This is a genomic window from Bradyrhizobium sp. Pa8, from assembly GCF_052588265.1.
The window spans coordinates 6,842,943-6,867,428 of the sequence record NZ_CP176767.1 but is presented as its reverse complement, the minus strand read 5'-3'; the positions used below and the strand labels follow the sequence as shown (position 1 = coordinate 6,867,428).

21 protein-coding genes and 1 pseudogene are annotated in these 24,486 nt (G+C 64.4%); 14 read left to right on the top strand and 8 right to left on the bottom strand.

Annotated features, from left to right (window positions below):
- Positions 1-1,671 carry a urocanate hydratase gene (gene hutU / locus ACKWRH_RS32625; protein WP_445216850.1) on the top strand — a complete coding sequence of 557 codons (1,671 nt, stop codon included), beginning with the start codon at positions 1-3 and terminating at the stop codon, positions 1,669-1,671.
- On the opposite strand, the gene ACKWRH_RS32620 is transcribed toward hutU, so the two are convergent.
- Positions 1,672-2,292, bottom strand: a complete 621-nt coding sequence (locus ACKWRH_RS32620) for a TetR/AcrR family transcriptional regulator (RefSeq protein ID WP_445216849.1) — start codon at positions 2,290-2,292, stop codon at positions 1,672-1,674.
- 257 nt (positions 2,293-2,549) lie between these two features.
- On the opposite strand from ACKWRH_RS32620, the gene ACKWRH_RS32615 reads away from it, so the two are divergent.
- The 8 genes and pseudogenes from ACKWRH_RS32615 (at position 2,550) to ACKWRH_RS32580 (ending at position 10,914) form a co-directional block, all read left to right on the top strand.
- Positions 2,550-3,410, top strand: a complete 861-nt coding sequence (locus ACKWRH_RS32615) for an FAD binding domain-containing protein (protein WP_445216848.1) — start codon at positions 2,550-2,552, stop codon at positions 3,408-3,410.
- On the top strand, positions 3,407-3,931 hold the full coding sequence (locus ACKWRH_RS32610) for a (2Fe-2S)-binding protein (protein WP_445216847.1): 525 nt from the start codon (positions 3,407-3,409) through the stop codon (positions 3,929-3,931). The genes ACKWRH_RS32615 and ACKWRH_RS32610 overlap by 4 nt, the downstream gene beginning before the upstream one ends.
- Positions 3,928-6,304, top strand: a pseudogene (locus ACKWRH_RS32605) (xanthine dehydrogenase family protein molybdopterin-binding subunit). The gene ACKWRH_RS32610 and the pseudogene ACKWRH_RS32605 overlap by 4 nt, the downstream one beginning before the upstream one ends.
- A 23-nt stretch (positions 6,305-6,327) precedes the next feature.
- Positions 6,328-7,569 (top strand): ABC transporter substrate-binding protein, encoded by a 1,242-nt coding sequence (locus ACKWRH_RS32600; RefSeq protein ID WP_445216846.1) that lies wholly within the window; start codon positions 6,328-6,330, stop codon positions 7,567-7,569.
- 10 nt (positions 7,570-7,579) lie between these two features.
- Positions 7,580-8,455: a branched-chain amino acid ABC transporter permease gene (locus ACKWRH_RS32595; protein ID WP_028152185.1), complete on the top strand. Its 876-nt coding sequence runs from the start codon at positions 7,580-7,582 to the stop codon at positions 8,453-8,455.
- Complete coding sequence (locus tag ACKWRH_RS32590; protein WP_445216845.1) at positions 8,452-9,450, top strand: branched-chain amino acid ABC transporter permease; 999 nt, start codon at positions 8,452-8,454, stop codon at positions 9,448-9,450. The genes ACKWRH_RS32595 and ACKWRH_RS32590 overlap by 4 nt, the downstream gene beginning before the upstream one ends.
- Entirely contained in the window at positions 9,447-10,202 is a 756-nt protein-coding gene (locus ACKWRH_RS32585) for an ABC transporter ATP-binding protein (protein ID WP_085405619.1), read from the top strand. The genes ACKWRH_RS32590 and ACKWRH_RS32585 overlap by 4 nt, the downstream gene beginning before the upstream one ends.
- Positions 10,195-10,914: an ABC transporter ATP-binding protein gene (locus tag ACKWRH_RS32580; protein ID WP_445216844.1), complete on the top strand. Its 720-nt coding sequence runs from the start codon at positions 10,195-10,197 to the stop codon at positions 10,912-10,914. The genes ACKWRH_RS32585 and ACKWRH_RS32580 overlap by 8 nt, the downstream gene beginning before the upstream one ends.
- Before the next feature lie 93 nt (positions 10,915-11,007).
- Here the strand turns inward: ACKWRH_RS32580 and ACKWRH_RS32575 are convergent, their stop codons facing one another.
- Both ACKWRH_RS32575 and blaBJP read right to left on the bottom strand, forming a co-directional pair.
- Complete coding sequence (locus ACKWRH_RS32575) at positions 11,008-13,011, bottom strand: putative bifunctional diguanylate cyclase/phosphodiesterase (RefSeq protein WP_445216843.1); 2,004 nt, start codon at positions 13,009-13,011, stop codon at positions 11,008-11,010.
- 336 nt (positions 13,012-13,347) lie between these two features.
- The gene (gene blaBJP, locus ACKWRH_RS32570) at positions 13,348-14,232 is read right to left on the bottom strand and encodes a BJP family subclass B3 metallo-beta-lactamase (RefSeq protein ID WP_445216842.1); all 885 of its coding nucleotides are present in this window, start codon (positions 14,230-14,232) and stop codon (positions 13,348-13,350) included.
- Between the two features lie 271 nt (positions 14,233-14,503).
- Here blaBJP and ACKWRH_RS32565 point away from each other — a divergent pair, with 271 nt between their 5' ends.
- Positions 14,504-15,817, top strand: coding sequence for an alpha/beta hydrolase (locus tag ACKWRH_RS32565; protein ID WP_445216841.1), 1,314 nt, complete (start codon positions 14,504-14,506; stop codon positions 15,815-15,817).
- 19 nt (positions 15,818-15,836) lie between these two features.
- Here ACKWRH_RS32565 and ACKWRH_RS32560 read toward each other — a convergent pair whose 3' ends face one another.
- Together ACKWRH_RS32560 and ACKWRH_RS32555 are read right to left on the bottom strand one after the other, a co-directional pair.
- On the bottom strand, positions 15,837-16,109 hold the full coding sequence (locus ACKWRH_RS32560; protein ID WP_445216840.1) for a TonB-dependent receptor plug domain-containing protein: 273 nt from the start codon (positions 16,107-16,109) through the stop codon (positions 15,837-15,839).
- Positions 16,110-16,172: 63 nt separating this feature from the next.
- Positions 16,173-17,708 (bottom strand): hypothetical protein, encoded by a 1,536-nt coding sequence (locus ACKWRH_RS32555; RefSeq protein ID WP_445216839.1) that lies wholly within the window; start codon positions 17,706-17,708, stop codon positions 16,173-16,175.
- Between the two features lie 17 nt (positions 17,709-17,725).
- Between ACKWRH_RS32555 and ACKWRH_RS32550 the strand changes: the two genes are divergently transcribed.
- Together ACKWRH_RS32550 and ACKWRH_RS32545 are read left to right on the top strand one after the other, a co-directional pair.
- A complete protein-coding gene (locus ACKWRH_RS32550; RefSeq protein ID WP_445216838.1) occupies positions 17,726-18,076 on the top strand; it encodes a hypothetical protein in 351 nt (116 codons plus the stop codon).
- A gap of 178 nt (positions 18,077-18,254) precedes the next feature.
- Positions 18,255-19,064, top strand: a complete 810-nt coding sequence (locus ACKWRH_RS32545) for a substrate-binding domain-containing protein (protein WP_445216837.1) — start codon at positions 18,255-18,257, stop codon at positions 19,062-19,064.
- Here the strand turns inward: ACKWRH_RS32545 and ACKWRH_RS32540 are convergent.
- From ACKWRH_RS32540 to pstS, 3 genes are all read right to left on the bottom strand, one after another.
- Positions 19,038-19,736 carry an ABC transporter permease gene (locus tag ACKWRH_RS32540; protein WP_085405650.1) on the bottom strand — a complete coding sequence of 233 codons (699 nt, stop codon included), beginning with the start codon at positions 19,734-19,736 and terminating at the stop codon, positions 19,038-19,040. The genes ACKWRH_RS32545 and ACKWRH_RS32540 overlap by 27 nt on opposite strands.
- A gap of 262 nt (positions 19,737-19,998) precedes the next feature.
- Positions 19,999-21,078, bottom strand: a complete 1,080-nt coding sequence (locus tag ACKWRH_RS32535) for an NAD(P)/FAD-dependent oxidoreductase (protein WP_445216836.1) — start codon at positions 21,076-21,078, stop codon at positions 19,999-20,001.
- Positions 21,079-21,346: 268 nt separating this feature from the next.
- Entirely contained in the window at positions 21,347-22,399 is a 1,053-nt protein-coding gene (gene pstS, locus ACKWRH_RS32530) for a phosphate ABC transporter substrate-binding protein PstS (protein WP_445216835.1), read from the bottom strand.
- Positions 22,400-22,774: 375 nt separating this feature from the next.
- On the opposite strand from pstS, the gene ACKWRH_RS32525 reads away from it, so the two are divergent.
- Positions 22,775-23,626: a 3-hydroxybutyryl-CoA dehydrogenase gene (locus ACKWRH_RS32525; RefSeq protein WP_445216834.1), complete on the top strand. Its 852-nt coding sequence runs from the start codon at positions 22,775-22,777 to the stop codon at positions 23,624-23,626.
- Between the two features lie 135 nt (positions 23,627-23,761).
- Complete coding sequence (locus tag ACKWRH_RS32520; RefSeq protein WP_212488807.1) at positions 23,762-24,226, top strand: group III truncated hemoglobin; 465 nt, start codon at positions 23,762-23,764, stop codon at positions 24,224-24,226.
- Positions 24,227-24,486 lie beyond the last annotated feature (260 nt).

The window sequence follows — 24,486 nt, the reverse complement described above, 5'->3', positions numbered from 1 at the left end:
ATGAACCGCCGACTGGACAATGACCGCACCATCCGCGCCCCCCGCGGCAGCGACATCAGCGCCAAGAGCTGGCTGACGGAAGCGCCCCTGCGCATGCTGATGAACAATCTCGATCCTGATGTTGCGGAGCGTCCGAGCGAGCTCGTCGTCTATGGCGGCATTGGCCGCGCCGCGCGCGACTGGGAGAGCTTTGACCGCATCACGGCGGCCTTGCGCAAGCTCGAAAATGACGAGACGCTGCTGGTCCAGTCCGGCAAGCCGGTCGGTGTCTTCCGCACCCACGCCGACGCGCCGCGTGTCCTTATCGCGAACTCCAACATCGTGCCGCATTGGGCGACGCTCGATCATTTCAACGAGCTCGATCGCAAGGGCCTGATGATGTACGGCCAGATGACGGCCGGCTCCTGGATCTATATCGGCAGCCAGGGCATCGTGCAGGGCACTTACGAGACGTTCGTCGAGGTCGGCCGTCGCCACTACGGCGGCAGCCTCGCGGGCAAATGGATTCTCACCGCCGGTCTCGGTGGTATGGGCGGCGCGCAGCCGTTGGCCGCGACCATGGCCGGCGCCTCGATGCTTGCGGTCGAATGCCAGCCGAGCCGCATCGAGATGCGGCTGCGCACCGGCTATCTCGATCGACAGGCCGCAACGCTCGATGAAGCGCTCGGGATCATGGAAGAGGCCGCAAAGACGAAGCAGGCGATATCGGTCGGCCTGCTCGGCAACGCCGCGGAGATTTTCCCGGAGCTGGTGCGCCGCGGCGTCAAGCCCGACATCGTCACCGACCAGACCAGCGCGCATGATCCGATCAACGGGTACTTGCCAAAGGGCTGGACGCTCGCCGATTGGGAAGCCAAGCGTGCGTCCGATCCGAAGGCGGTGGAGCGCGCCTCAAAAACGTCGATGGTCGAGCACGTCCAGGCTATGCTGGATTTCCATGCGCAAGGCATTCCGACGCTCGACTACGGCAACAACATTCGCCAGATGGCGCAGGACATGGGCCTGAAGAACGCCTTCGATTTCCCGGGCTTCGTGCCCGCCTATATCCGCCCCTTGTTCTGCCGCGGCGTCGGGCCGTTCCGCTGGGCTGCGCTCTCGGGAGATCCCGAGGACATCTTCAAGACCGACGCCAAGGTCAAGGAGCTGATGCCCAACGACAAGCATCTGCACAACTGGCTCGACATGGCCAGGGAACGCATCAAGTTCCAGGGCCTGCCGGCGCGGATCTGCTGGGTCGGCCTCGGCGACCGAGATCGCCTGGGCCTTGCCTTCAACGAGATGGTGGCACGCGGCGAATTGAAGGCGCCGATCGTGATCGGTCGCGATCATCTCGACAGCGGCTCGGTGGCAAGCCCCAACCGCGAGACTGAGGCGATGAAGGACGGTTCGGACGCGGTGTCCGACTGGCCTTTGCTCAACGCGCTGCTCAATTGCGCCAGCGGCGCGACCTGGGTCTCGCTGCATCACGGCGGCGGCGTCGGCATCGGCTACTCGCAGCATGCGGGCATGGTGATCGTCGCCGACGGCACGCCGGAAGCCGCGAAGCGCATTGAGCGTGTGCTGTGGAATGATCCCGCCAGCGGCGTCATGCGCCACGCCGATGCGGGCTATGAGACTGCGATCGATTGTGCCCGTGACAAGGGCCTCGATCTGCCAAGCCTTGCGAAGTAACTAGCCGCTCACCAGCAGCTTCGGCATCGTCATCTTCGCGCCGTCCATAAAGGTCTGGACGGCGTCGCGGACGATCGCGTCGAGATCGGGCGGGATCGGCGTCTCGTAAATGAACTTGCGGATGGCGAGATAGAAAATGCGGCCGTGCAGGCCCCAGAACAGCTCGGTCTCGCGTTCGCTGAGCGGATGGGCTTTTGCATCGGGCAGCTTCAGGTCGTGGCGCAGCTCGGCCGCCGCGGGCTCGATGATCTCGCGGCGGACAATGTCGAGATAACGGCCGGTGATGCCGAACGACTTCATGCCGGAGAAGACGAAGATCCGGACCCAATTGTACTCGAACACGCGCTCGACATAATCGAGGTAGAAGCGCGTCAGCCGCGCCTCCAGCGACAGCGAGCGGTCGCGGATCATCGGCCCCCAATCGGGCGACCAGCGGCTGAGATAGACCTCCTGGTAGACCCGCTCGATCAGCGCCTCCTTGCTCGGGAAGTGGCGATAGATCGCCGAATGCGTGATGCCCATGCGTTTGGCGAGTTCGCGGGTCTGGCCCTCGAAGCCATGCTCGGCGAAGAAGCGGATCGCCTCGTCCACGATTGCACGCTCGCGGTCGGCCGCACGCATGTTGCGGCGCTTTGGCGCGGACTTGCTGCCTGTGTCCGTCCGCTTCCGGACCGGTCGCTTCGCTGGTTTCTGCGCTTTTCGGGCCATTTCGTCGCTGAATCACAATCTCAGGCTGCCTTCTTAGCCTAAAGATGCATTTGTGACCAAATGGTCATTTCCTGTTGACCGCCTCCCGGCGGCGTGTCAGGATTTTGAGACCAGATGGTTACAAATCTGGCATCCCGGCTGATGAGCCGACGGATCTCGAGGAAACGGCGGTGAAGGCGAGGGCTTTCAGCTATTTTCGTGCTGCGACGATCGACCAGGCGCTGGATGCTCATGCCCGCGCCGGCGATGACGCACGCTTCATTGCCGGCGGCCAGAGCCTCGTGCCGGCGCTGTCGCTGCGTCTGCAGGCGCCGCGGCTGCTGATCGACATCACCCACATCCACGAGCTGCGCGGCGTCAGGCGCGAAGGCGGTTATTTGCGCATCGGTGCGCTAACCCGTCACTGCGAGATGCTGAGCGAGCCGCTGATCGCCGAGTTCGCGCCGCTGCTGCATGCGGCCGCCCCCTTCGTCGCCCATCCCGCGATCCGCAATCGCGGCACCTTCGGCGGAAGCATTGCGCTCGCTGATCCTGCCTCGGAATTCCCGGCGATGACCTTGGCGCTCGATGCCGAGATCGAGATCGCCGGCCCTTCCGGCAGCCGGCGTGTGAAAGCCGATGACTTCTTCGTCGAGTTGTTCGAGACCGCGTTGCAGCCCGGCGAGTTGATCACCGCGATCTACGTTCCGTTGTTCAAGGCCGATCAGCGCTTTGCGTTCGACGAGCTGGCGCGCCGGCGCGGGGACTATGCTCTGGTCGGATGCGGCATGCTTGCGACCTGCACCGGAGAGCGCATCGACGATATCCGCATCTCCTTCTTCTCCGTCGGCAATACGCCGACGCGCGTGAAGGGGGCTGAGGCGACCCTCATCGGCTCAAGCCTCGATGCAGAACGCATCAACGCCGCACAAGCTGCGCTCGAAGGCGATCTCGCGCCGCCTGACAGCGACGAGGTGCCGCCGGCGATGCGGTTGCATCTCGCCCGCGTGCTGCTCGGCCGCCTGCTCGGACGTCTGGGTGAGGGCGCATGAGCGGGTTTGACGAAACCCTTCTGGACGACGCGGACGAGACGGTGCGGGTCCGCTTCGTCGTCAATGGCCGCAAGGTCGCCTGCGAGGTGGCGCCGCGCGAGACGCTGGTCGATTGCCTGCGCAACGCGCTCGAACTGACCGGCACGCATGCCGGCTGCGAGATGGGCGCCTGTGGCGCCTGCCTCGTGCAGCTCGATAATCGTGCCGTGCATTCCTGCCTGATCTTTGCAGTGCAGGCCGATGGCGCCAAGATCAATACCATTGAAGGCCTTACCGAGAGCGGTGCGATCGCCGATCTCCAGGCCGAATTCCATCGCCGCAACGCGCTGCAATGCGGCTTCTGCACGCCGGGCATGTTGGTCAATGCGCACGAGTTGCTCTCGCAGGTGGCGCTGCCCAGCCGCGATGAAATTCGCGATGCGCTGTCGGGCAATTACTGCCGCTGCACCGGCTATGAGGCGATCGTGGACGCCATCGGCGCGGTGGCCAAAGCGCGCAAAGAAAGCGGAGGCGCGACATGAGCGCGCCGCTGACCTCGCTCGACCGCCCGAATTCCTATATCGGCCGCTCCGTGCCGCGCCCGAACGCCAAGCGGCTGCTCGCCGGCCGCGGACGCTATGTCAGCGACCTTCGCCTGCCGCGTATGCTCCATGCCGCCTTTCTGCGCAGTCCGCATGCGCACGCAAAGATCGTCGCCATCAATACCGAGCAAGCGCGCGTACTCGAAGGGGTGCATCTCGTTGCCACCGGCGAGGACCTCGCAAAGATCTGCACGCCCTGGACCGGCACGCTCGACCACTTCAAGGGCATGACGTCGGCTCCGCAATTGCCATTGCCGCTCGACCGCGTGGTCTGGGCCGGGCAGGCTGTGGTGGGCCGTCGTCGCCGAGAGCCGGGCGCTTGCGGAAGATGCGCTGGAGCTGATCGAGATCGATTACGAGGACCTCCCTGTCGTCGTCGATATCGACAGTGCACGAGAGGTTGGTGGCCCGCTGATCAATCCGGGCAGTGTCAATAACACCTGTTTCCGGGCCCAGCTCGACAATGGCGCCGTTGACGACGCCTTTGCGCATGCCGCGCACGTGGTGGAAGAAGAGTTCTCCTTCGGCCGCCACACCGCGGTGACGCTGGAGCCGCGCGCCATCGTCTCCGACTACGATCCCGCCGCCGATGCGCTGACCGTGCATCACGCGACGCAGACGCCCTACCAGTTCCAGGATCTCTATTCGCGCCACTATGGTATCCCCGAGGCCCGCGTTCGCGTCATCGCGACCGACATCGGCGGCTCCTTCGGGATGAAGCTGCATGTCTATCACGAGGACATGGCGGTGGTCGGCCTCTCGATCCTGCTCGGCCGTCCCGTCAAATACGTCGCAGACCGGATCGAGTCCTTTGTCTCCGACATCCACGCCCGCGATCATCGCGTCCGCGCCCGCATGGCGCTCGATGCGAAGGGCGAGATCCTGGCGATGGACGTGCTGGACCTGACCGCGATCGGCGCGTTCTCGACCTATCCGCGCACCAGCGTGGTCGAAGGCAACCAGGTGATCCGCCTGATCGGCGCGCCCTATCGTTTCAAGAACTATCGGGCCACACTGGAGGTGATCTTCCAGAACAAGGTGCAGACCAGCCAGTATCGCGCCGTCGGCCATCCCATTGCCTGCGCCGTCACCGAGCGGCTGGTCGACATGGCCGCGGCGAAGGTTGGCCTCGATCCCTTCGCCATCCGCGCGCAGAACGTTATCGCTGACGATGCCTATCCGCAGACCTCGCCGACCGGCTATCGCTTCGAGGCGCTGTCACACCATTCCTGCCTGAAGCGCCTGCACGAGATGATGGGTTATGAGGCGTTGCGCGCCGAGCAGGCCGACTTGCGCAAGCGCGGCATCTATCGCGGCATCGGCATTGCGGCCTTCGTCGAGATCACCAATCCCAGCCCGGCCTTCTACGGCGTCGGCGGTGCGCGCATCTCGTCGCAGGACGGTGCGATCCTCAGCCTGACGCCATCGGGCGAGGTCCGCTGCCTGATCTCGGTCACCGAGCAGGGGCAGGGAACCGAGGCGATCATCAGCCAGATCGTGGCCGACCAGCTCGGTCTCGCGCAGGAGCACGTCAAGGTCATCACCGGAGATACCGAAGTGACACCGCATGGCGGCGCCACCTGGGCTTGCCGCGGCGCCGGCATCGGCGGCGAGACCGCGCTTCAGGCGACGCGCGTTCTCAAGCGCAACATTCTGGAGATCGCCGCGCTGATCCTCCAGGAGCAGCCGTCCGCGCTCGACATCATCGATGGTCAGGTGGTGGATGCAGCGACGCGGAACCAGCGGATGCCGATCTCGGAGATCGCGCGCATCGCCTATTTCCGCTCCGACACGCTGCCGCCCGGCACACAGGCACAGCTCACCGTCAGCCATCACTTCGCGCCCCAGGGCTATCCGTTCGCCTTCACCAACGGCATTCAGGGCTGTTCGCTGGAGGTCGACGTCGAGACCGGCTTCATCAAGGTGCTGAAGCACTTCATCGTCGAGGATTGCGGCCGCGTCATCAATCCGATGCTGGTGGACGAGCAGCTGCGCGGCGGCATCGTGCAGGGGCTGGGTGCGGCGCTGTTCGAGGAGTGCCGCTACAGCGAGACTGGTCAGCTCATGAACGGCTCGCTCGCCGACTACCTCGTTCCGATGCCGATGGAGATGCCCGACATCGTCATCGGCCATGTCGAGACGCCGACCGCCGACACCGTGCTCGGAGCCAAGGGGGTTGGCGAAGCCGGCACGGCGGCGGCATCCGCCTGCGTTCTCAACGCCGTCAACGACGCGCTCGCGCCGTTCGGCGCGACGATCAATTCGATCCCGATCACGCCCATAAAAGTCCTGAAGGCCCTGAAGCGTTTCTAGAAAAAAGACAGTTGGAGGAAATCATGCCCAAATCCGGTTCGACCTCGACAATATCCCGCCGCACTGCGCTCGCTGGCCTCTCCGCCTGCGCCGGCCTGCTCGCCATGCCGCGTCTCGGCCGCGCCGCGGACGAGACGATTCGCATTGGCTTCCCGACGCCGCTGACCGGACCGTTCGCCGCTGAGGCGCGCGATCAGGTCAAATGCGCTGAGCTTGCCGTCAAGCTCGTCAACGACAAGGGCGGCATCGGCAGCCGCAAGGTCGAGCTCTTGGTGCGTGACGACAAGCTCAATGCCGGTGAGGCCGCGACCCGGACCCTGGAGCTGATCGAGAAGGACAAGGTCCACGCCGTGGTGGGCGCGCTTTCCAGCGCGGTGCAGCTCGCCGTCAACGAGGTGACCCGCGCCCGCGGCGTGATCTACGTCTCGATCAGCCAGTCCGATACGATCAACGAGGCCAAGGACTTCAGCAAATACACCTTCCATGAGGCGCTGAACCCGCACATGACGACCGCTGCCGTGGCGCGGCAGACCCTGAAGAAGGGGATGAAGGTCGCCCATCTCGTGGCCGACTATGCGTATGGCCATGAGATGCTGCGCGGCTTCAAGCGCGCGCAGGCGGCGATCGGCGCGGACAATGTCGGCGAGATCCTGCATCCATTCGGCGCGGCCGACTATTCCACCTTCATGCCGCGCCTGATGTCGATGCGGCCGGACGTGCTCTGCATCTCCAATTTCGGCCGGGACCAGGCCAACGCGATCAAGCAGGCCGTGGATTTCGGCGTCAAGCAGCAGATGAAGATCGTGGTGCCCGTCATCCTGCACAACCAGCGGCTCGCGGTCGGCCCCGACGTGTTCGAGGGCGTGGTCGGTGGCGCCAATTACTACTGGGGCCTGGAGACGCAGAGCAAGTCGGCAGCCGCTTTCAACGCAGCATTCAAGGCTGCCAATGGCGGCGCGATCCCGACCGATTACGGCGCCTATGGCTATTCCGGCGTCGGATCGCTGCTGGCAGCCATGCAGGCTGCCGGGGGCACCGACACCGACAAGGTCATCGATGCCCTCGAGAAGCTGCAATATGACTTGACCAAGGGCCCGCAGCACTACCGCAAATGCGACCACCAGTCGGTGCAGTCGGTGCTGGTGCTGGAGTCCAAGAAGAAGTCGGCGATGGCGAACGACAACGATCTGTTCGCGATTCTCGCCAACGATTCGGGCTCCGACGATATGCTGCGCAGCTGCAGCGAGCTCGGTCACGCGACCTGAAGCCTGGCCGATGGACCTGTCGCTGATCATCATGCAGCTTCTTTCCGGGATCGCCCTTGGGGCGGTACTGGTAATCACTGCGCTTGGACTGACCATCGTGTTCGGCATGCTCGGGGTGGTCAATTTCGCCCATGGTGCGCTGTTCATGATCGGAGCCTATGCGGGGCTGTATCTGGCATCGCTCACCGGCAGTTTCTGGTGGGGATTGCTGCTCGCTCCCATCTTGATCGGCGCGTTCGGCATGCTGATCGAGCTCGTCCTGATCCGCAGGCTCTATGGACGCTCGATCGACGATCCGCTGCTGCTCACCTTCGGCCTCAGCTACATCCTGGTCGAGGGCGTGCGCATCGTGTTCGGCAGCGACGGCATTCCGTTTCCGACCCCGCCACAGCTCGTCGGCGTGCTCGATCTCGGCATCGGCTTCTTCCCGCGTTACCGCCTGTTCGTCATCGCGCTGGTGGCGGTGGTGCTGCTGGTGCTCTGGCTGACGCTGGAGAAGACCCGCATCGGCCTCATTGTGCGCGCGGGCGCCCGCGATCCCACCATCATGCAGGTGCTCGGCGTCGATATCGGCCGGGTCTGGCTCGCGATTTTTGGCCTTGGCGTCGGACTTGCCGCGCTGGGCGGTGTGCTCGCGGGTCCCATGCGCAGCGTCAATCCGGAGATGGGCTCGCTGGTACTGGCGGAGGCCTTCGTCGTGACCGTGATCGGCGGGCTCGGCTCGATCGTCGGCGCGGTCGTCGCCGGCCTCATGGTCGGCATCTCCATCAGCCTGGTGGCGCTGTTCGCGCCTGAAATGGCGACCATCGTCATGTTCGCGCTGATGGCGATTGTGCTGCTGATCCGCCCGCAAGGCCTGTTCGGCGTGAGAGGGAGGACCGCGTGACGTCACCATCGAGCGGCGAAGCGGTCGCCAAGCCCTCGTCCAGCGGGCTTAGTTGGCTTCTCGAGCAGCGCGTGCTGCTGTCGATTGCGGTGCTGGCCGTGCTGCCTTGGCTGCTGCCGTCGCAGGCGCTGGCCGTCAACGTCCTGATCTACGGCGTCGTGGTGATGGGCTACAATCTGCTGTTCGGTTACACGGGGCTGCTGTCGTTCGGGCAGGCGGCGTTCTTCGGCGCGGGCGCCTACTTCACCGGCATTGCGATCGGCCGCTACGGCGTGCCCTGGTTCGCCGCGGTGCCGATCGCCGTCCTCCTGAGCACCGGCCTTGCCGCCGCAATCGGCATCGTCTCGACGCGCACCCGCGGCATCTATTTTTCCATGGTGACGCTGGCGCTGGCCCAGCTTGTCTACTACGTCGCGCTGCAGGCCTCGTCCTTCACGGGCGGCGAGAACGGCCTGCGCGGCTTCACCGTCGACCGCATCAGCCTGTTCGGCTTCCCCATCAATTTCCTCGACCCCGTCAACAAATATTACGTGCTGATGGCCTTCGCGGCGCTCGCGATGTGGTTCCAGTCGCGGATCCTGAACTCGCCGTTCGGCGCCGTCATCGAGGCCATCCGCGAAAACGAGCAGCGGGCGCGGGCGTGCGGCTATGACGTCGAGCGTAGCAAGCTGATCGTGTTCATGCTGTCGGGTGCGATCTCCTCGCTTGGCGGCTGCATGCTGGCGCTGCACCTGTCGATCGTACCGCTGGACCTTTTGCACTACCAGACATCGGGCATGATCGTGATGATGGTGCTGCTCGGCGGCGCGCGCAGCTTCTTCGGGCCCTTCGTCGGGGCGGCGAGCTTCCTGATCCTGGAGGACGTCATTTCGCTCTGGACGCCGCACTGGCAGATTTTCGTCGGCGCGATCTTCGTGCTGTTCGTGCTGTTCCTGCCCAAGGGGATCTGGGGAACGCTGCTCGACACGCTCGGCATCGGAAAGGCGCGGCCATGAGCGGCGAACTGCTTCGCGTCGAGGGGGTCGGCAAGCGTTTTGGCGGCTTCGTCGCGCTCGAAGACATTACCGTGTCCTTTGCGGCGGGACAGCTCACCTCGATCATCGGGCCGAACGGCGCTGGCAAGAGCACCTTCTTCAACATTCTCTCCGGCGCGCTGACCCCGACGTCGGGCACGCTGCACTTCAGGGGCCGCGAGCTGAACGGCCTGCCGCAGCACCGCTTCGTGCATCAGGGCATCTCGCGCTCCTACCAGATCACGAACATCTTTCCGGACTTGTCCGTGCACGAGAATGTGCGCGTGGCGGCGCAGGCGCTGACCGTGAGCTACGACATCTGGCGCAACCGCGCCCGGCTCACGGAGCTGAACGCACGCGCCGACGCGGCGCTTGAGGCGGTCGGACTGCTCGGCAAGCGCGCTGAATTGGCAAAATTCCTCTCGCACGGCCAGCAGCGCGCGCTGGAGATCGCGATCGCGCTGGTCTCTGAGCCCGAGCTGCTCCTGCTCGACGAGCCCACCGCCGGCATGGGTCCGGAAGAGACCAAGGACATGGTCGCGCTGCTCGAGCGGCTCGCGGAGAAGCGCACGGTGCTGCTGGTCGAGCACAAGATGAAAATGGTGCTCGGCCTGTCCAAGCGTGTCGTGGTGCTGCATCACGGCCGTCTGCTGGCGGACGGCGCGCCCGACGAGATCAGGAGCAACCCGGAAGTCCGGCGGGTTTACCTCGGACAGAGTGAAGGTTATGGCTGAGACCGCGCTGCTCGAAATCAATGATCTCCACGCCTGGTATGGCGCAAGCCATATCCTGCACGGCATCTCCCTGCACGTGAAGGAGGGCGAGGTGGTAGCTCTCGTCGGCCGCAACGGCGCCGGCAAGACCACGACCTTGCGGTCGATGATGGGTCTGATGCCGAAGGCCGCCGGCCGCGTGCGCTTTGTGGGCAGGGAGCTGCTGCCGCTCCGCGCTCATCAGCGATTCCACCTCGGTTTGGCCTATGTGCCCGAGGAGCGCCGCATCGTTCCCGGGCTCTCCGTGCGCGAGAACTTGCGGCTCGGCCTGGTCGCGGCCGGAAGCGAGATCGAGGAGCGCGCCGCGATCGACGAGATCGCCGAAACCTTTCCGCGCCTGAAGGAACGCCTCGATCAGGAGGGCGTCACGCTTTCAGGCGGCGAGCAACAGATGCTCGCGATCGCCCGCGCGCTGATCGCAAAGCCCAAGATGATCCTGCTCGACGAGCCCTCGGAAGGCATCATGCCTGTCCTGGTCGAGGAGATGGGCGTGCTGTTCCGCCGCCTGCGCGACGAAGGCAAGACACTGCTGCTGGTCGAGCAGAACGTCGAATGGGCCCTGCGGCTGGCCGACCGCGCCGTGATCATCGACCAGGGCGAGGTCGTGCATCAAAGCAGCGCCGCGGCACTGCTGGCGGACAAGGACATCCAGGAGCGCTACTGCGCGGTGTGATGGCTCCGGAGGGCGTTTCGACGCATGTGAAGCGGACGATTGACGGGCAGCAATTTAATTTATCAGCGCTGCGCGTGCGGAGAAATCTGGCCTTCAGGCCACGACCTTGGCGTCGCCGAGACGCTGGCGTTCCTTTGCGAGATAGTCACCGATCGCATCGCCCGACATCGGCTTTGCGAAGTAGTAGCCCTGGATGAAGTCGCATCCGAGGCGGCGCAGGCTGTCGAGCTGGGCGCGGGTTTCGACGCCCTCGGCAACGCAGGCGATCTCCATGTCGTCGCACAGGCCGGCGAGAGACTTGATGATCTTGTGACTCACCGGATTTTCGTTGATGTCTGCGACGAAGCTGCGATCGATCTTGATCTTGTCGAGCGGCAGCCGATGCACGTGGCTCAGCGAGGAATAACCGGTGCCGAAATCGTCCAGTGAAATGCCGCAGCCCATGGCCTTCAGCGTCGCGATCGACTGCTGCGCGCGCACGAAGTCGAAGGTGACGGCGGTCTCGGTGATCTCGAAGTCGATCCGGTGCGGCGGCAACCCGCTCTTCTCGATGATCGAGATCAGCGGCAAAATCCCCTCGGCTGCGCAGACATCGTGAGCGGAGAGGTTGAACGACAGGCGGATGTGGTCGGGCCAGCTCCTTGCCGTCACGAGAGCGCGGGCCAGCAGCGCCTGCGTCAGCGGCCGGATCAGGCCGATGCGCTCTGCGGCCGGAATGAAGTCGGCCGGTGAGACCAGCCCGAGGCGGGAGCTGTGCCAGCGCGCCAGGACTTCGAAGCCGGCGGTGTGCTCGCTCATGGCGTCCACGATCGGCTGGAACACCAGATCCATCTCGGTGCTGAAATCGGCGGTGCGGAGCAAGTTCTCGATGACGCCGCGGCTGCGGATCTCGGCCTCGAGCTCGCTCGAGAAGATCACGGTACGGCCGCGCAGATGGCGCTTGGCATGATAGAGCGAGTAGTCGGCGCATTCATAGAGCGCTTCGGAGCTGGTCGCCGAGCTTGGGAACAGCGCGAAGCCGATCGAGCAGGATAGCCCGGTATGGGCGGTGTCGAGCTGGTAGGGCAGCTTGACCTGTTCGCCGATGCGCTGGCCGAGCCGCATCAGATCGTCATCTTCGGGATCGCCGCAGACCACGAGGCCGAACTCGTCGCCGCCGAGCCTGGCAAATTCCACCCGCTGCGGGCCGAAGCCTTCGCAAACTTCGCGGATGCGGCGCCCGGCTTCGATCAGGACGCGATCGCCGACCGAATGGCCGTAATTGTCGTTGATCGGCTTGAAGCCGTCGAGGTCGATGATCCCCACCGCGACGCGAACGCGCCTGCGCTCGGCGTCGGTGAAGGCGCTCGACAGCTCGGCGAAGAAGCGGCGGCGGTTCGGCAGCTCGGTGAGGGAATCGAGATTGGCGAGGCGGAAGTTCTCGTCCGAGAGCGCTTGCGTCGCCGCCTGCTGCGCCAGCAGCGACTTGCGGCTGGAGACGAGGTCGGCGAAGTCGCGGTAGTAAATGAACAGCACCGTCACCATCGCGCCCGACACGAGCAGGTTGTTGACCGCGATCGCCTTCAGCGTCGGTTCGCCGGTGGCCCAGAAGAACAGCACATAGGGAACGTCGACGACGAGCGTCACGATCAACGCCGCGGAACGCAGATGCATCAGCGAAAAGATGCAGCCGATCACGGTCACCGCCATGTAGAAGGCGACCTGGCTCTTGGCGAAGGCATCGCCGTAAGGGTACAGCGCAAAGGACCATGCGGTGAAGCCGGCGCCGATCGGCAATGTCATCCAGTTGGTGGCGCGCAGATTGCGCAGGATATCGGCATCGCTGCGCACGAGGTGCCGCTGGCGCAGCCACCAGAAGGTCCGAAGCGCGGCGAGCACGGTGAGGACGCTCGGCACGATCAACGTCAGCCAGTCCGGCGCCACGTTGACATAGGTGTAGGCGACGGCGATCGTGTTGCTCATCAAGATGAAATAGAGCAGCGGGATCTGCTTGGAGAAGGCGTCGAACTGCGCGCGCGTCAGGTCCGAGTTATCGGCCGGCACGCGAAACAGCCGCATCGCGGCGGCGAGCTGAGACTTCAAATTGGCGACAGGCATTGCAATACGCGCCCCGGATCCCTTCAAAACGGTGGCGAACTTGCACGACGGGGGTAAAGTTCGCGTTAGGTGGGGCTGCACGAAAAGCCAGCGCAGGTTGCGCGCGGCCACGGGATTTTCCAGCCGCGTGCATTGGTGAGACCGTGTTAAGAATATCCGGCGGCCGAGGCGCGTGTCTCAGGCACGCCTCGCCCGGGGCCACCCGCAGCTACGATCTGCTAACCATGCGAGATCTTGGCTTTTCACGTCGGCGACGGCGCATGGCCGCGCGGTCAGCCGACGCGCGCGCTTCACCTCTCCCCGCGGGAGGAGAGGTGAAGAGAGGGCAAACGGCCGTTATTTCTTCTCCAATGCCGCCGTCTGCTTGGCGAGTTGCTTGTCGAAATCCTCCGACAGGCTGGTTGCGTAGGTTGCGAGCTCGCCCGGCTTGACGAACGGGTTCGGTGCGTCGTCCTTCATCTCCGCACGCTTGGCCTGCATGCCATAGACTTCCGGATGCGGTCCGAGCAGCACGTCGATCTTCATTGCCTTGGCCTTGGCGAAGGTCGCGCGGTAATCATCACCGATGCCGGCATAGGTCGGCTGGCCGACCAGCCGGTTCAGCGCCACCGTGCCGCTGCAGAAGAACAGCACCTCGCGGTCCTGGCCACCGTCCTTGACGGTCATCTCCCAGCTCGTGCAGCCCGGCGAGTGGCCGGGCGTTGCATGTGCCGTCAGCGTGGTGTCGCCGAGCGTGACCTTGTCGCCTTCCTTCACCGTGCGGTCGACCTTCACCGCGGGGAAGGCGAGGTCCTCGTTCTTCTCGTCGCCTGGATAGTAGCCGCCTTCGAGCAGCGGCTTGTCGCGCTCACCGGCAACGAGCTGTGCGCCGGTCTCCTTCTTGATCTCGGCGAAGCCGCCGGTGTGGTCGAGATGCGCATGCGTGTTGAGGATGATCTTGATGTCGGCGACCTTGAGGCCGAGCTTCGCGATGTTGTCCTTGATCATGTCGGTCGACTGGGGCATCGCCGTGTCCATCAGGATCAGGCCCTCCGATGTCTTGATGACATAAACGGCAATGCCGTCGGTACCGACATAATAGATGTTGCCGATCAGCTGGAACGGATCGAATGGCGCCGTCCATTTCTGCATGACCGCCGCCAGGAAATCCTTGATGGTCTGCGCCTGTGCGCCCGTTGCGAGGAACGCCAGCGCACATAGCGTGGCCGCGAGCTTCTTCATAGGTTGCCTCCCGAAGTGTTCTTGTTCGTTTCGACTGTGCGCGCCTTTTGCGCAGCACGGCCGGCGCGCAAGCTACGTCGTGCGAGCTGCGGCAGCAACGGCCTCGTATCCGGAAAAATTCATGGGCATGCACGGAATAGCGGTCGCCGTTCGGTTTGAGCATGGCGGCTATCGCTGGAATGCGGCCGCTTGCTGTTTGACCGCGCGCAGGCGGCCCGCCATACTTTGCGTCAAGGCGAGCCAGAAAGACTTGTCGGCACCGGGAGCTGAAATGACCAATTCATTCTCCGTCCTCGCGGGGACGCTGATTTCCCTCCTCTCCTTCACTTCAATTGCAGTGTCGCAGCCGGCCTGCGTCACCCAGAACATGGCTGTGCCGCCCGGGGCCAACACCATCGACAAGGCGGCACCGTTCTTCATCGACACGGCGGGCCTGGATTTCAAGACGACACCGCCGACGCGCGATCCCTCGAACCCCAACTATCCGCGCGCGACCGAGCTGCCCGACGGAACGCTGCCGCCGCCCGGCGCCGAGGGCAATTTCATCATCGGGCCCACCCACAATCCCGCGCCGGAGACGATTGCGAAGGAAGGCGTACCACGCGGCACGACAAAATCCTTCACGCTGACGTCGAAGGAGAGCACGATCTACAATCCCGGCCTGATCCGCGACGACGTCGCCGGCTGCACCAATTCCTCGATCATGACGACCGTCACCGCGCCGGATGAAAAGTCGCACATGATCGTCACCACCAGCCATCCTGGAATCTGGTCGCGCACGATCGATGTCTACGTGCCGGCGCAATATGTGCGCGGCACCGAGGCGCCGTTCATCGTGGTCGGCGACGGCGGCTCCAACGCCTACAAGGATCTCGCCACGACGCTCGATAATCTGATCGCGCAGCGCCGCGTGCCGCCGATGATCGCGATCCAGATCGGCAACGGCGGCCAGGATGCGCAGGGCAGCCAGCGTGGCCGCGAATATGACGCGGTGTCAGGCGCGTATGCGCAATTCGTCGAGCGCGAGGTGCTGCCGCTGGTCGAAAAGAATGCCGACGTCAAGCTGACCAGGAATCCGGACGGGCGCGCGACTATGGGGCTGAGCTCGAGCGGGGCTGCGGCCTTCACCATGGCGTGGTTCTATCCCGATCTCTATCACCGCGTGCTGGCCTTCTCGCCGACGATGGTCAACCAGCAGTGGCCGCACGATCCGTCGCTGCGTGGCGGCGCTTGGGAATATCACAGCACATGGACGGGGCCGGCCGGTCCCAACCTCATATCAAAGGCCGGCGTGCTCACGCCGGCCGAGCCGCCCGGCGTGCCGCTGATCGTCGCCGCGCCGGCGAAGCCGATCCGCTTCTGGTTTTTCGGCGGCGACCAGGACCTGTTCTATCCGAACCCCACCATTCCCGACGGCATGCACGACTGGACCCTGTCGAACGCGCTGATGGCGAAGGTGCTGGCGGAGAAGGACTACCACTACCAGTTCCTGTTCGTGCGCAACGCCAAGCACGTCGACCGGCCAACGATCGCGCAAACGCTGCCGTCGGCGCTGGAGTGGGTCAAGGGCTATCCGATCCCCTGAACGCGAAGCCGCGCGAAGTCTAGCGCCCGATCGTCACGCCGGCGGTCGAGCGCATGGCGTCGCGGAGGGTCGTCGCCTTCATGTCGTCGAGGACCTGACGCGTCAGCACGGTGGTCTGGCCCGGCGTGTTGAGGATCGTCTGGCCGCGCGAGTTGGAGAGCCGGTCGGCCTTGTAGGGCGCGGCCGGATCGGTGGCGGGCACATGGTGTGGGCGTTTGCTGGACGCCGCAAAGGCCCCTTGCGAGATGCAGAGGGCGGCGATCACGACCAGACGCAATGATCTTGCTGGCATGCAGCCTCCCATGTCCAAGGCGTCAGCCTAGCATATGGCGGGCATGGTTGCAGAGGACAAGGGTCAGGCGAGAGCGGCCTGGCGTTCCCGTACCGGTTCGCGGGTCAGGTCGAGGTTACGCGGCTCGGCGAGCCGGGTAAAGCTGCGGTGACCCGCCGACGCGGGCGCCTCGACGACGACGCCCTCACAGACGATCTGCCCGCCCGACATCCTGAATTCGAGCTTGTCGTAGCGCGGCATGGTCTCGCCGGGCGCGGGCGGTAGCAGCTCGACGCGGCCCTGGATGTTCAGCGTGGCGTCGCCGGCGCCGAGAAGCCGCGGATTCCACATCCTGATCCCGGTCTCCGTCCAGCGCTGCCGGATCAACGTGGCGCGGTCGACGGGTTCCACGACCTTTGCGCGCGTCTTCGGCGCGCTGGGGATCACCGGAGCGGGAGACTCGAGGATCGGCTCCGGCGCGACATGCGTGACGACGCTTGCTGTGTCGGCAGAGAAATTCTCCGCGGCGATCGCTGCGACCGAGGCGGGATCGTTGGCCGCGACCGGCTCGATCTCCATCGCGACGATAGGGATGGCAACGCTGTCGATGCTGCTCTCGGAGACCTCCTCTGCCGAGACGTCGCTGTCCGCAAGCGCGACACACGGGTCCTCCACGACAGCCGGCTCAACATCAGCGACGTCAGAGGAGGTGTCGTCGTTGACGGTGAGAACGGGGGCATCAACCGGAGCGATCTCGATGTCGATAGACGAGACCAGCGTCTCCTGTGCGACGACGAGCTCCACCTCGGTCGAATGTTCGGGAGATGGATCGCTGCAGATGACGGGCTCGGAAACGTCGGCCTGCCGGCTCTCGGCCTCGACAGGCGATAGCCGGACCTCTTCAACGATGACGGGTTCAGCGTTCACCGGGAGTTCCGTAGGTGGGTTGCTGCCGACGAGCTCGGGTGCAACGACCGGCTCGCTCTCGATCTCGACAACGAGGACCGGTGTTTCTTCTACGACGACGGGTGCGACGCTGGTCTCAGGCTCCGCGGGCGGATCGCTGCTGACGAGCTCATGAGCATCAACGGCCGCGCTCTCCACCTCGACTGACGAGACCGAAACCTCTTCGACGACGACCACCTCGACCTCTGTCGGCGCTTCCAAGGATGAATCATCAGCGACGGTGATATCAGTTGGCGCTGCGGACGGGCTCTCGGGGATGACAGAGATAGCGGCGCCCTCTTCAGCGACCGGAGCCGCAACGGCGATCTCGCTGTCACTGCGCTGCGGGCTCGTGCTGATGCTGTCGGGAGCCGGAACAGCTTCTGCGATGTCGGCAACGGTTGCGGGCGAATCGCTTGCCGCGATCGGCGCGACATCGATGCTGCCGCCGTGAGGCAAGGGCCTAAGCCGGGTGAACGCCCATTTCACCGCAGGAATGCGGCGCAGCAACGATATCAGTCTCGAAAGCACAGGGAGTTGTCCAAGAGGTACTCGGCGTGAGGCAATCGCTGATTCGCCAGCAATGCAAAAAAATGCCCCGGCCGTCACATCGATGTCAATGTAGGTGGGACCAATTGCAGAACATCCGTGCGTCCACCGCGCGGGAAAGGGCAACGCGACTGCCGTGTCGGATGCGACAACGCACCACCGCCGGGTTGCGGGCGGTCGCGCCTAGGATGGGCGGGACAGCAATGCAAAGCACGCGCATGTCCGATCCTCCCGACGACAGGATCGTTCCGATCCGCTCGTTGCAAGGCGCCCGGCTCGACGAGCGCTTTGACGCAACGCTTGCGGACCTTGAGGCGCGCCGCGATGAACTCGTGCAAATCATCTCGCGTCTCACCGACGGCTTGAGCGTGATCGATCAGGCCACCGCTGGCGGATCAGCCCAGTCGGCGCGCGATCTGCTCGATCTGCTGGCCACGGCCAAAGCCCAGCTGAACGAGGTGACGGCCATCATCGAAAAGCTGCGGTCGTCCTGAAGCTCCGACGACAAGCTTTGGGTTGCCTGGCAAGAGCAGGGGGTGAAGGAGCCGGAGCGCAGGGCTACCGCAACGTCATGCGGTACTGCCCCGGCCGCTGATCCTGCGTCGAACGTCGGACTTCCCCGCGTCATCCTTCCCGCCTAAGTTCAAACATCAGGAGAGTGAGGACAACGCAATGAGAAAGCTTGCCGCCATCGCAGCGGTCCTGTTCTGGTCGACATGCGCATTCGCGCAGGATCGCACCATCACGGTGGCCTCGACGACGTCGACGGAGCAGTCGGGCCTGTTCGGTTACCTGCTGCCGTTGTTCTCGAAGGCCGAGGGCATCGAGGTGAAGGTCGTTGCCGTCGGCACCGGCCAGGCGCTCGATATCGGGCGGCGCGGCGATGCCGACGTGGTGTTCGTGCATGACAGGCCGGCCGAGGACAAGTTCATGTCCGAGGGGCAGGGCGTGAAGCGCTTTGATGTCATGTACAATGACTTCATCATTGTCGGTCCGAAGAGCGATCCCGCAAAGATCTCCGGCGGCAAGGACGTCGCGGATGCGCTGCGCAAGATCGCGGCGGCGAAGGCGCCGTTCATCTCGCGCGGCGACAAGTCCGGGACCCATGCGGCGGAGCTGAGATTGTGGAAGGAGGCGGGCGTCGACATCGGTGCCGGCAAGGACAGCTGGTATCGCGAGATCGGGCAGGGCATGGGTCCGGCGCTGAACATGGCCTCGTCGTCGAATGCTTATGTTCTGTCGGACCGCGGCACCTGGCTGTCGTTCAAGAACCGGGGCGAGCTTGCCGTCCTGACCGAGGGCGACAAGCGGCTGTTCAACCAGTACGGCGTCATGCTGGTGAATCCGGCCATGCATGCGAACGTGAAGGCGAAGGACGGACAGGCCTTCATCGACTGGCTGGTCTCGCCGAAGGGCCAAGACGCGATCGCCGGCTACAAGGTCGGCGGCGAGCAGCTATTTTTCCCCAACGCGTCCCACTAGCAGGAAGGCGACGGTCGACACCGCCACGCTGAGCGCGAGCAGGATCAGTCCGAGCCCGAGTGCCAGCGGCAGGTCGCCCTTGCTGGTCTCCAGCGCGATCGCGGTCGTCATCGTGCGCGTGAAGCCGCGGATGTTGCCACCGACGATGATGATGGCGCCGACCTCGGCGATCGCGCGCCCGAAAGCCGCGAGAAAGGCCGTCAGCAGCGACGTTCGGCCGAGCGCGAACAGCAAGCCGATGCTGCGAAGCGTCGATAGTCCGTCGATCCGCGCGAGGTCGCCATACTCCGCCCAAAGCAGGCTCGCCGGCCGGTGCACCAGCGCGACCACGATCGGGGTCGCGAGCAGGGTCTGCGCGATCACCATGGCGGTCGGCGTGAACAACAGTCCGGCTGCACCAAGCGGGCCGGACCGCGACAGCAGAAGATAGAGCGCAAGCCCGACCACGACCGGCGGCAGGCCGAGCAGAGCATTGGTCAGCACGATGACGACTTGTCGCCCGCGGAATCGGGTGATCGCGAGCAGCGCCCCGAAGGGCGCGCCGATGAGCAGCGCGACGATGCCGGCGGTCAGGCTGACACGAACGGACAGCGCGACGATGCCGAGCAGCTCGGCGTCGGCCTCGCCGATCAGCGTGAGCGCGGCGCCGATGGATCGCGCGAAATCGTTCATCCGGCCGGACGCTTCGGCGTCGGGCAGAATGCCTCCGGTTCGTCGACGTCGAGGCCGCGCAATCGCTTCACGGACTGGTCCCTGCGAGTCTTGTTCAACGACAGAATACCGGGCAGGAACGATTTGAAAACGCGATTCATCCAAAAAAAGAACGTCGGTGCCGTGTTATGCAGGCTTCCGGGACGTGATCTGAGCCGTGATTCGCTCTTCGGTGGCTCCGCCCCGAGATGTCCCATATGGAACGCTTCGATGGTCGGTCTGCTCAGGCGGTGCGATCGATCGCGAAGTCGTCGAGTAGCGGAGAATTGCCTCCGGAGCAAAACGTCGCGAGCAGTTCAGCCGCAAGATAACTGAACGTAATGCCGTTGCCGCCGTAGCCATAGGCGGCGAAAATGTTCTTCTGGCCGGGCACCGCGCCGATGAGCGGCAATCCGTCCTGCGTCGTGTCGAACGCCCCCGACCAGCAATAGTCGATCTTGTGGGATGATCGAGGCCAAAGCGCCCCAAGCTTCTGCCTCAGGCGTTCCCGCTTGGCAGAGGTGAGCGCTTCGCGCGCCTGCGGTTCTATCGCGGAATCATCATCCTCACCGCCGAAGATGATCCGGCCGTCCGACGTGCTGCGGGCATAGTGGTAGTCATGGCTCGCTTCCCAGATCAGCGCGTCCTCGGGCCACAGATTTAGAGGCTGAGGCTCTGTGGCAATGGCCCAGCTCGAGGCCGGGCGCTGGATGGTCGGACGCACGATGCTGGGCATCACGTAACCCGTACACAACACCACGCGGTTCGCCTCGATCTCGTGGCCGCCGTCGAGGCCAACGGCGACCTTGGAGCCGGCGCTTTCGAAAGCCGTCGCGTTGGCTTGCCGGACAAGGGCCCCCCGTCCGATGGAGATCTTCAGAAGTCCGTGAGTGAGCTCGACAGGATCGGCATCTGCGGCAAGCGGCGACAGAATCGCACCCGCACGGGCAACCTCGAACCGGCGGAGCAGTGACGCGTGATCGAGAAATACGCCGGGCAACTCGGCGCGCGCTCTCAGATCAGACTCCTCTCTCAGGGATTTTCCGCTGTCGTCAACTGCAAGGTAGAGTGAAAGCCGGTCTCTGATGTGGCATGGGATGCGATAGTGGCGCGTCAACGACAACAAGCCCTGGACGGCGCGGAGGCTCGCCGTGTAGCAACGCGCCGCACGTTCGAATCCGTAAGCCTGGGTAAGCTCGGACAAAGGTCGATCGATTTCCCAGAGCAACATCGCGGTGCTGGCGCCGGTACTGCCGTGTCCGGGAGTTTCCCGGTCGATGACGACGACCTCGTGCCCGCGACGGGTGAAGCTTTCGGCGACCATGGCGCCGGTGATCCCCGCACCGATAACGAGGACGTCGCATGCGAAGCTTCCGATGACGGGTCGAACGTCTGGTCCGCCGCTCGTGACCCAGGGGGTTACAGAGCTCCTGAGGTCACCGTGGTCGATGTCTTCATCGTCGGAAAAGATCGCAAGGCCTCCAACCGGCCGAGTTCAGGCCCGGTGCCAGCTCAACGTGCTCGACGCGCGCAAAGTTCCAGCGGGGGATGGCCTGCCGGCGATTGATCTCTGGCCAGACTTGCTTCGAGCCTCAGCGCTTGACTGCAGCCGATGCCGAAATCGTGGGCGCACCAAGGCTCTGCTCCCAGTAGCGCTCGATCTGGTCGACCAGGGCGGCCGGCAGCGGCACGTAATTGAGCGTCTCGGCCTGAGCCTTTCCGTTCTCCAGCGACCAGCGCATGAAGTCGATGGCCGCTCCCGATCGTTCCTCGGATTTCGGCGCCTTCGGCATCAGCACGAACGTCGTGGCCGTGATGGGGTAGGCGTCTTCGCCGGGCGCGTTGGTGAGCACGAGATGGAAATCCTTCTCCGCCTTCCAGTCCGCGCTCGAGGCCGCGGCCTGGAACGATGCGGCGTCGGGGACGACGAAATTTCCGGCGCTGTTCTGCACGACGCCGAAGGAAATCCTGTCGAGCCGTTGCAGCGCGTAAGTGTATTCGAGATAGCCGATCGAGCCGGGAACGAGGCTGACCAGCGAGGCGACACCGTCATTGCCCTTGCCGCCGAGACCAAGCGGCCACTCGACCGAGGTGCCTTCGCCCACGCTCGTCTTCCACTGCGGGCTGACCTTCGAGAGGTAGTTCGACCAGTTGAACGTCGTGCCGGATCCGTCGGTGCGATGAATCACCGTGATCGGCGTGTTCGGCAGCCTGATGTCGGGGTTGATCGCGCGAATGACCGGATCGTTCCATGATTTCAGCTTGCCGAGATAGATGTCGGCAAGCAATTGGCCGGTGAAGCGGATCTGGCCGGGCTTGACACCGTCGATATTGACGACCGGCACGACGCCTCCGATCACGATCGGGAATTGCATGAGGCCGAGCCTTTCCAACTCCTTCGCGTCGAGCGGCATGTCGCTTGCGCCGAAGTCGACGGCCTCTTTCTTGATCAGGCCGACGCCGATGCTCGAGCCGACCGCTTGATAGCTGACGGTGTTGCCGGTCTTCGTCTTGTATGCGTCGATCCATTTCGCCATCACGGGCGAAACGAAGGTTGAGCCGGCTCCCTTGGTCTCGGCCGCCAGGCTTTGCGTGGCGACGAGCAGGGCGCTAAAAACGATTGGTAGTGCAATCTGTTTGTTCATGTGTGCGACGCTAACAGCTGGGGCACGAAGCCCATGTGGTCTATGTCACAATGGCGTCGCGGAGCAGTCGCGCTGGCCATTGCGCATCGATTACACCCCGCTGGCGGGCACTGCATCGTCTGATCGATGGAGATCGTGCGTTGCGCCGCTCTTCCGCCGGCGACGCGCCGGGCAGGCGCAAATTCGGCGAAAACCGGCTGCCAGGCCGCCAGATCATGCCGTTTCGCGCCCGAATGGCGGCTTTATTCCCGCCTGGGATGCTTTAAGGAGGGGCAGGATCAGGTCGCACCCGCCCGGCGGCGGTGCTAGACCCTGATGCAGGAACAATGGGGCCGGGCCGTCTGGCACGCCCGCAAGGATGAAGGATACGAGGCAATGATCAACACGGTTGGCATCATCGGGGCAGGGACCATGGGGAACGGCATCGCGCAGATTTGTGCCGCGGCCGGGCTCTCGGTCGTGATGGTCGACATCTCCGATGCGGCGGTGAACCGCGGGCTGTCGACCGTCGGCGGCAGCCTCGAGCGCCTGGTCAAGAAGGAGAAGATGTCGGCGGCCGATCGCGAGGCGGCTCTCAAGCGCATCGCCGGCACCACCGACCGCGCGAAGCTCGCCGATTGCGACCTCGTCATCGAGGCCGCGACCGAGAACGAGGAGCTCAAGGTCAAGATCCTGAAGGACCTCTGCGCCACGCTGTCGCCGCGCACGCTGCTCGCGACCAACACCTCCTCGATCTCGATCACGAAGCTTGCCGCCGCAACCGATCGTCCCGATCGCTTCATCGGCATGCACTTCTTCAACCCGGTGCCGGTGATGGCGCTGCTGGAACTCATCCGCGGCTTGCAGACCTCCGACGACACCCACGCCAAGGCGCTGGATTTCGCCAAGCGGGTCGGCAAGGTGGCGATCACGGCCAAGAACAGCCCCGGCTTCGCCGTCAACCGCATCCTCTGCCCGATGATCAACGAGGCGATCTTTGCGCTCCAGGAAGGGATCGCGACCGCCGAGGAGATCGACGCCGGCATGAAGCTCGGCTGCAACCATCCGATCGGGCCGCTGGCGCTCGCCGATCTCGTCGGGCTGGACACCATGCTCTCGGTGATGGAGGTCTTCTATAAGGGCTTCAACGATCCCAAATACCGTCCGGCCCCCTTGCTCAAGGAAATGGTCGATGCCGGCCATCTCGGCCGCAAGACCGGCCAGGGCTTCTACACCTATAGCGCCTGATGGCGCCGGCGGCGGGTGCCCGGCATCCGCCGCCTGATCCCCGCAATTTGCGCTACGACAAAGACGCCGCGCGCAATTGGCCCGACAATGTCGAACGGGCGGCCTGCGGGAACAAATGAACGGATAACGAAGGACATGTCGGATCGACTGAAGGCCGAGCGCGAGGCGGCGGCCGCGCGCCGGAACCTGCTGACCCAGGATGCGATCGAGCGCACCGGGATCACCGAGGAGATGATCGGGGAGCTCGTCACCCGCTTCTACGGACGCGTGCGCGAGGATGCGCTGCTGGGGCCGGTCTTTGCGATCGTGCAGAATTGGGATGAGCATCTCGCCAAACTCAAGGATTTCTGGTCGTCGGTCGTGTTGATGAGCGGCCGCTATCATGGTTCGCCGATGCGGGCGCATGTGCCGCTCAGGCTGGTCGGCGATCATTTCGACCGCTGGCTCGATCTGTTCGAGCAGACCGCGCGCGAGGTCTGTCCCCCGCCGGCGGCCGCGCTCTTCATCGACAAGGCGCGTCGCATCGCCGACAGTTTTGAGATGGCGTCGGCGACCATCGCCGGCCGCATCGCTGCGCCGCGTCACGTGCTCCGGTCCTGACGGCAGTAAGTCTGCCTGCAAAACGTGCAGTTGTATCGCTTCGAGGTTGCGCTGCGCGGTCAATAACGCGTTGCACCAATTCCGGCATCATCGGTCTGATCTGCAAAATCATCATGCCGATCGCGCGACGCGACGTTGCAATTGCAAATTTGCGCTGGAACGCATTCATTTGCGTTCAACCAAAGCGAGCAAAGACATATTGATGCGCTGCGGCGCCAATTCTCCGCCTTTTTTTCGGCAGAGTTCCAGCGCCTGCTAAC

Coding starts and splice junctions, on each gene's coding strand:
- hutU (WP_445216850.1), top strand. CDS start 1: ATGAACCGCCGACTGGACAATGACCGCACCATCCGCGCCCCCCGCGGC.
- ACKWRH_RS32620 (WP_445216849.1), bottom strand. CDS start 2,292: ATGCGTGCGGCCGACCGCGAGCGTGCAATCGTGGACGAGGCGATCCGC.
- ACKWRH_RS32610 (WP_445216847.1), top strand. CDS start 3,407: ATGAGCGGGTTTGACGAAACCCTTCTGGACGACGCGGACGAGACGGTG.
- ACKWRH_RS32600 (WP_445216846.1), top strand. CDS start 6,328: ATGCCCAAATCCGGTTCGACCTCGACAATATCCCGCCGCACTGCGCTC.
- ACKWRH_RS32595 (WP_028152185.1), top strand. CDS start 7,580: ATGGACCTGTCGCTGATCATCATGCAGCTTCTTTCCGGGATCGCCCTT.
- ACKWRH_RS32585 (WP_085405619.1), top strand. CDS start 9,447: ATGAGCGGCGAACTGCTTCGCGTCGAGGGGGTCGGCAAGCGTTTTGGC.
- ACKWRH_RS32580 (WP_445216844.1), top strand. CDS start 10,195: ATGGCTGAGACCGCGCTGCTCGAAATCAATGATCTCCACGCCTGGTAT.
- ACKWRH_RS32575 (WP_445216843.1), bottom strand. CDS start 13,011: ATGCCTGTCGCCAATTTGAAGTCTCAGCTCGCCGCCGCGATGCGGCTG.
- blaBJP (WP_445216842.1), bottom strand. CDS start 14,232: ATGAAGAAGCTCGCGGCCACGCTATGTGCGCTGGCGTTCCTCGCAACG.
- ACKWRH_RS32565 (WP_445216841.1), top strand. CDS start 14,504: ATGACCAATTCATTCTCCGTCCTCGCGGGGACGCTGATTTCCCTCCTC.
- ACKWRH_RS32560 (WP_445216840.1), bottom strand. CDS start 16,109: ATGCCAGCAAGATCATTGCGTCTGGTCGTGATCGCCGCCCTCTGCATC.
- ACKWRH_RS32550 (WP_445216838.1), top strand. CDS start 17,726: ATGCGACAACGCACCACCGCCGGGTTGCGGGCGGTCGCGCCTAGGATG.
- ACKWRH_RS32545 (WP_445216837.1), top strand. CDS start 18,255: ATGAGAAAGCTTGCCGCCATCGCAGCGGTCCTGTTCTGGTCGACATGC.
- ACKWRH_RS32540 (WP_085405650.1), bottom strand. CDS start 19,736: ATGAACGATTTCGCGCGATCCATCGGCGCCGCGCTCACGCTGATCGGC.
- ACKWRH_RS32535 (WP_445216836.1), bottom strand. CDS start 21,078: ATGGTCGCCGAAAGCTTCACCCGTCGCGGGCACGAGGTCGTCGTCATC.
- pstS (WP_445216835.1), bottom strand. CDS start 22,399: ATGAACAAACAGATTGCACTACCAATCGTTTTTAGCGCCCTGCTCGTC.
- ACKWRH_RS32525 (WP_445216834.1), top strand. CDS start 22,775: ATGATCAACACGGTTGGCATCATCGGGGCAGGGACCATGGGGAACGGC.
- ACKWRH_RS32520 (WP_212488807.1), top strand. CDS start 23,762: ATGTCGGATCGACTGAAGGCCGAGCGCGAGGCGGCGGCCGCGCGCCGG.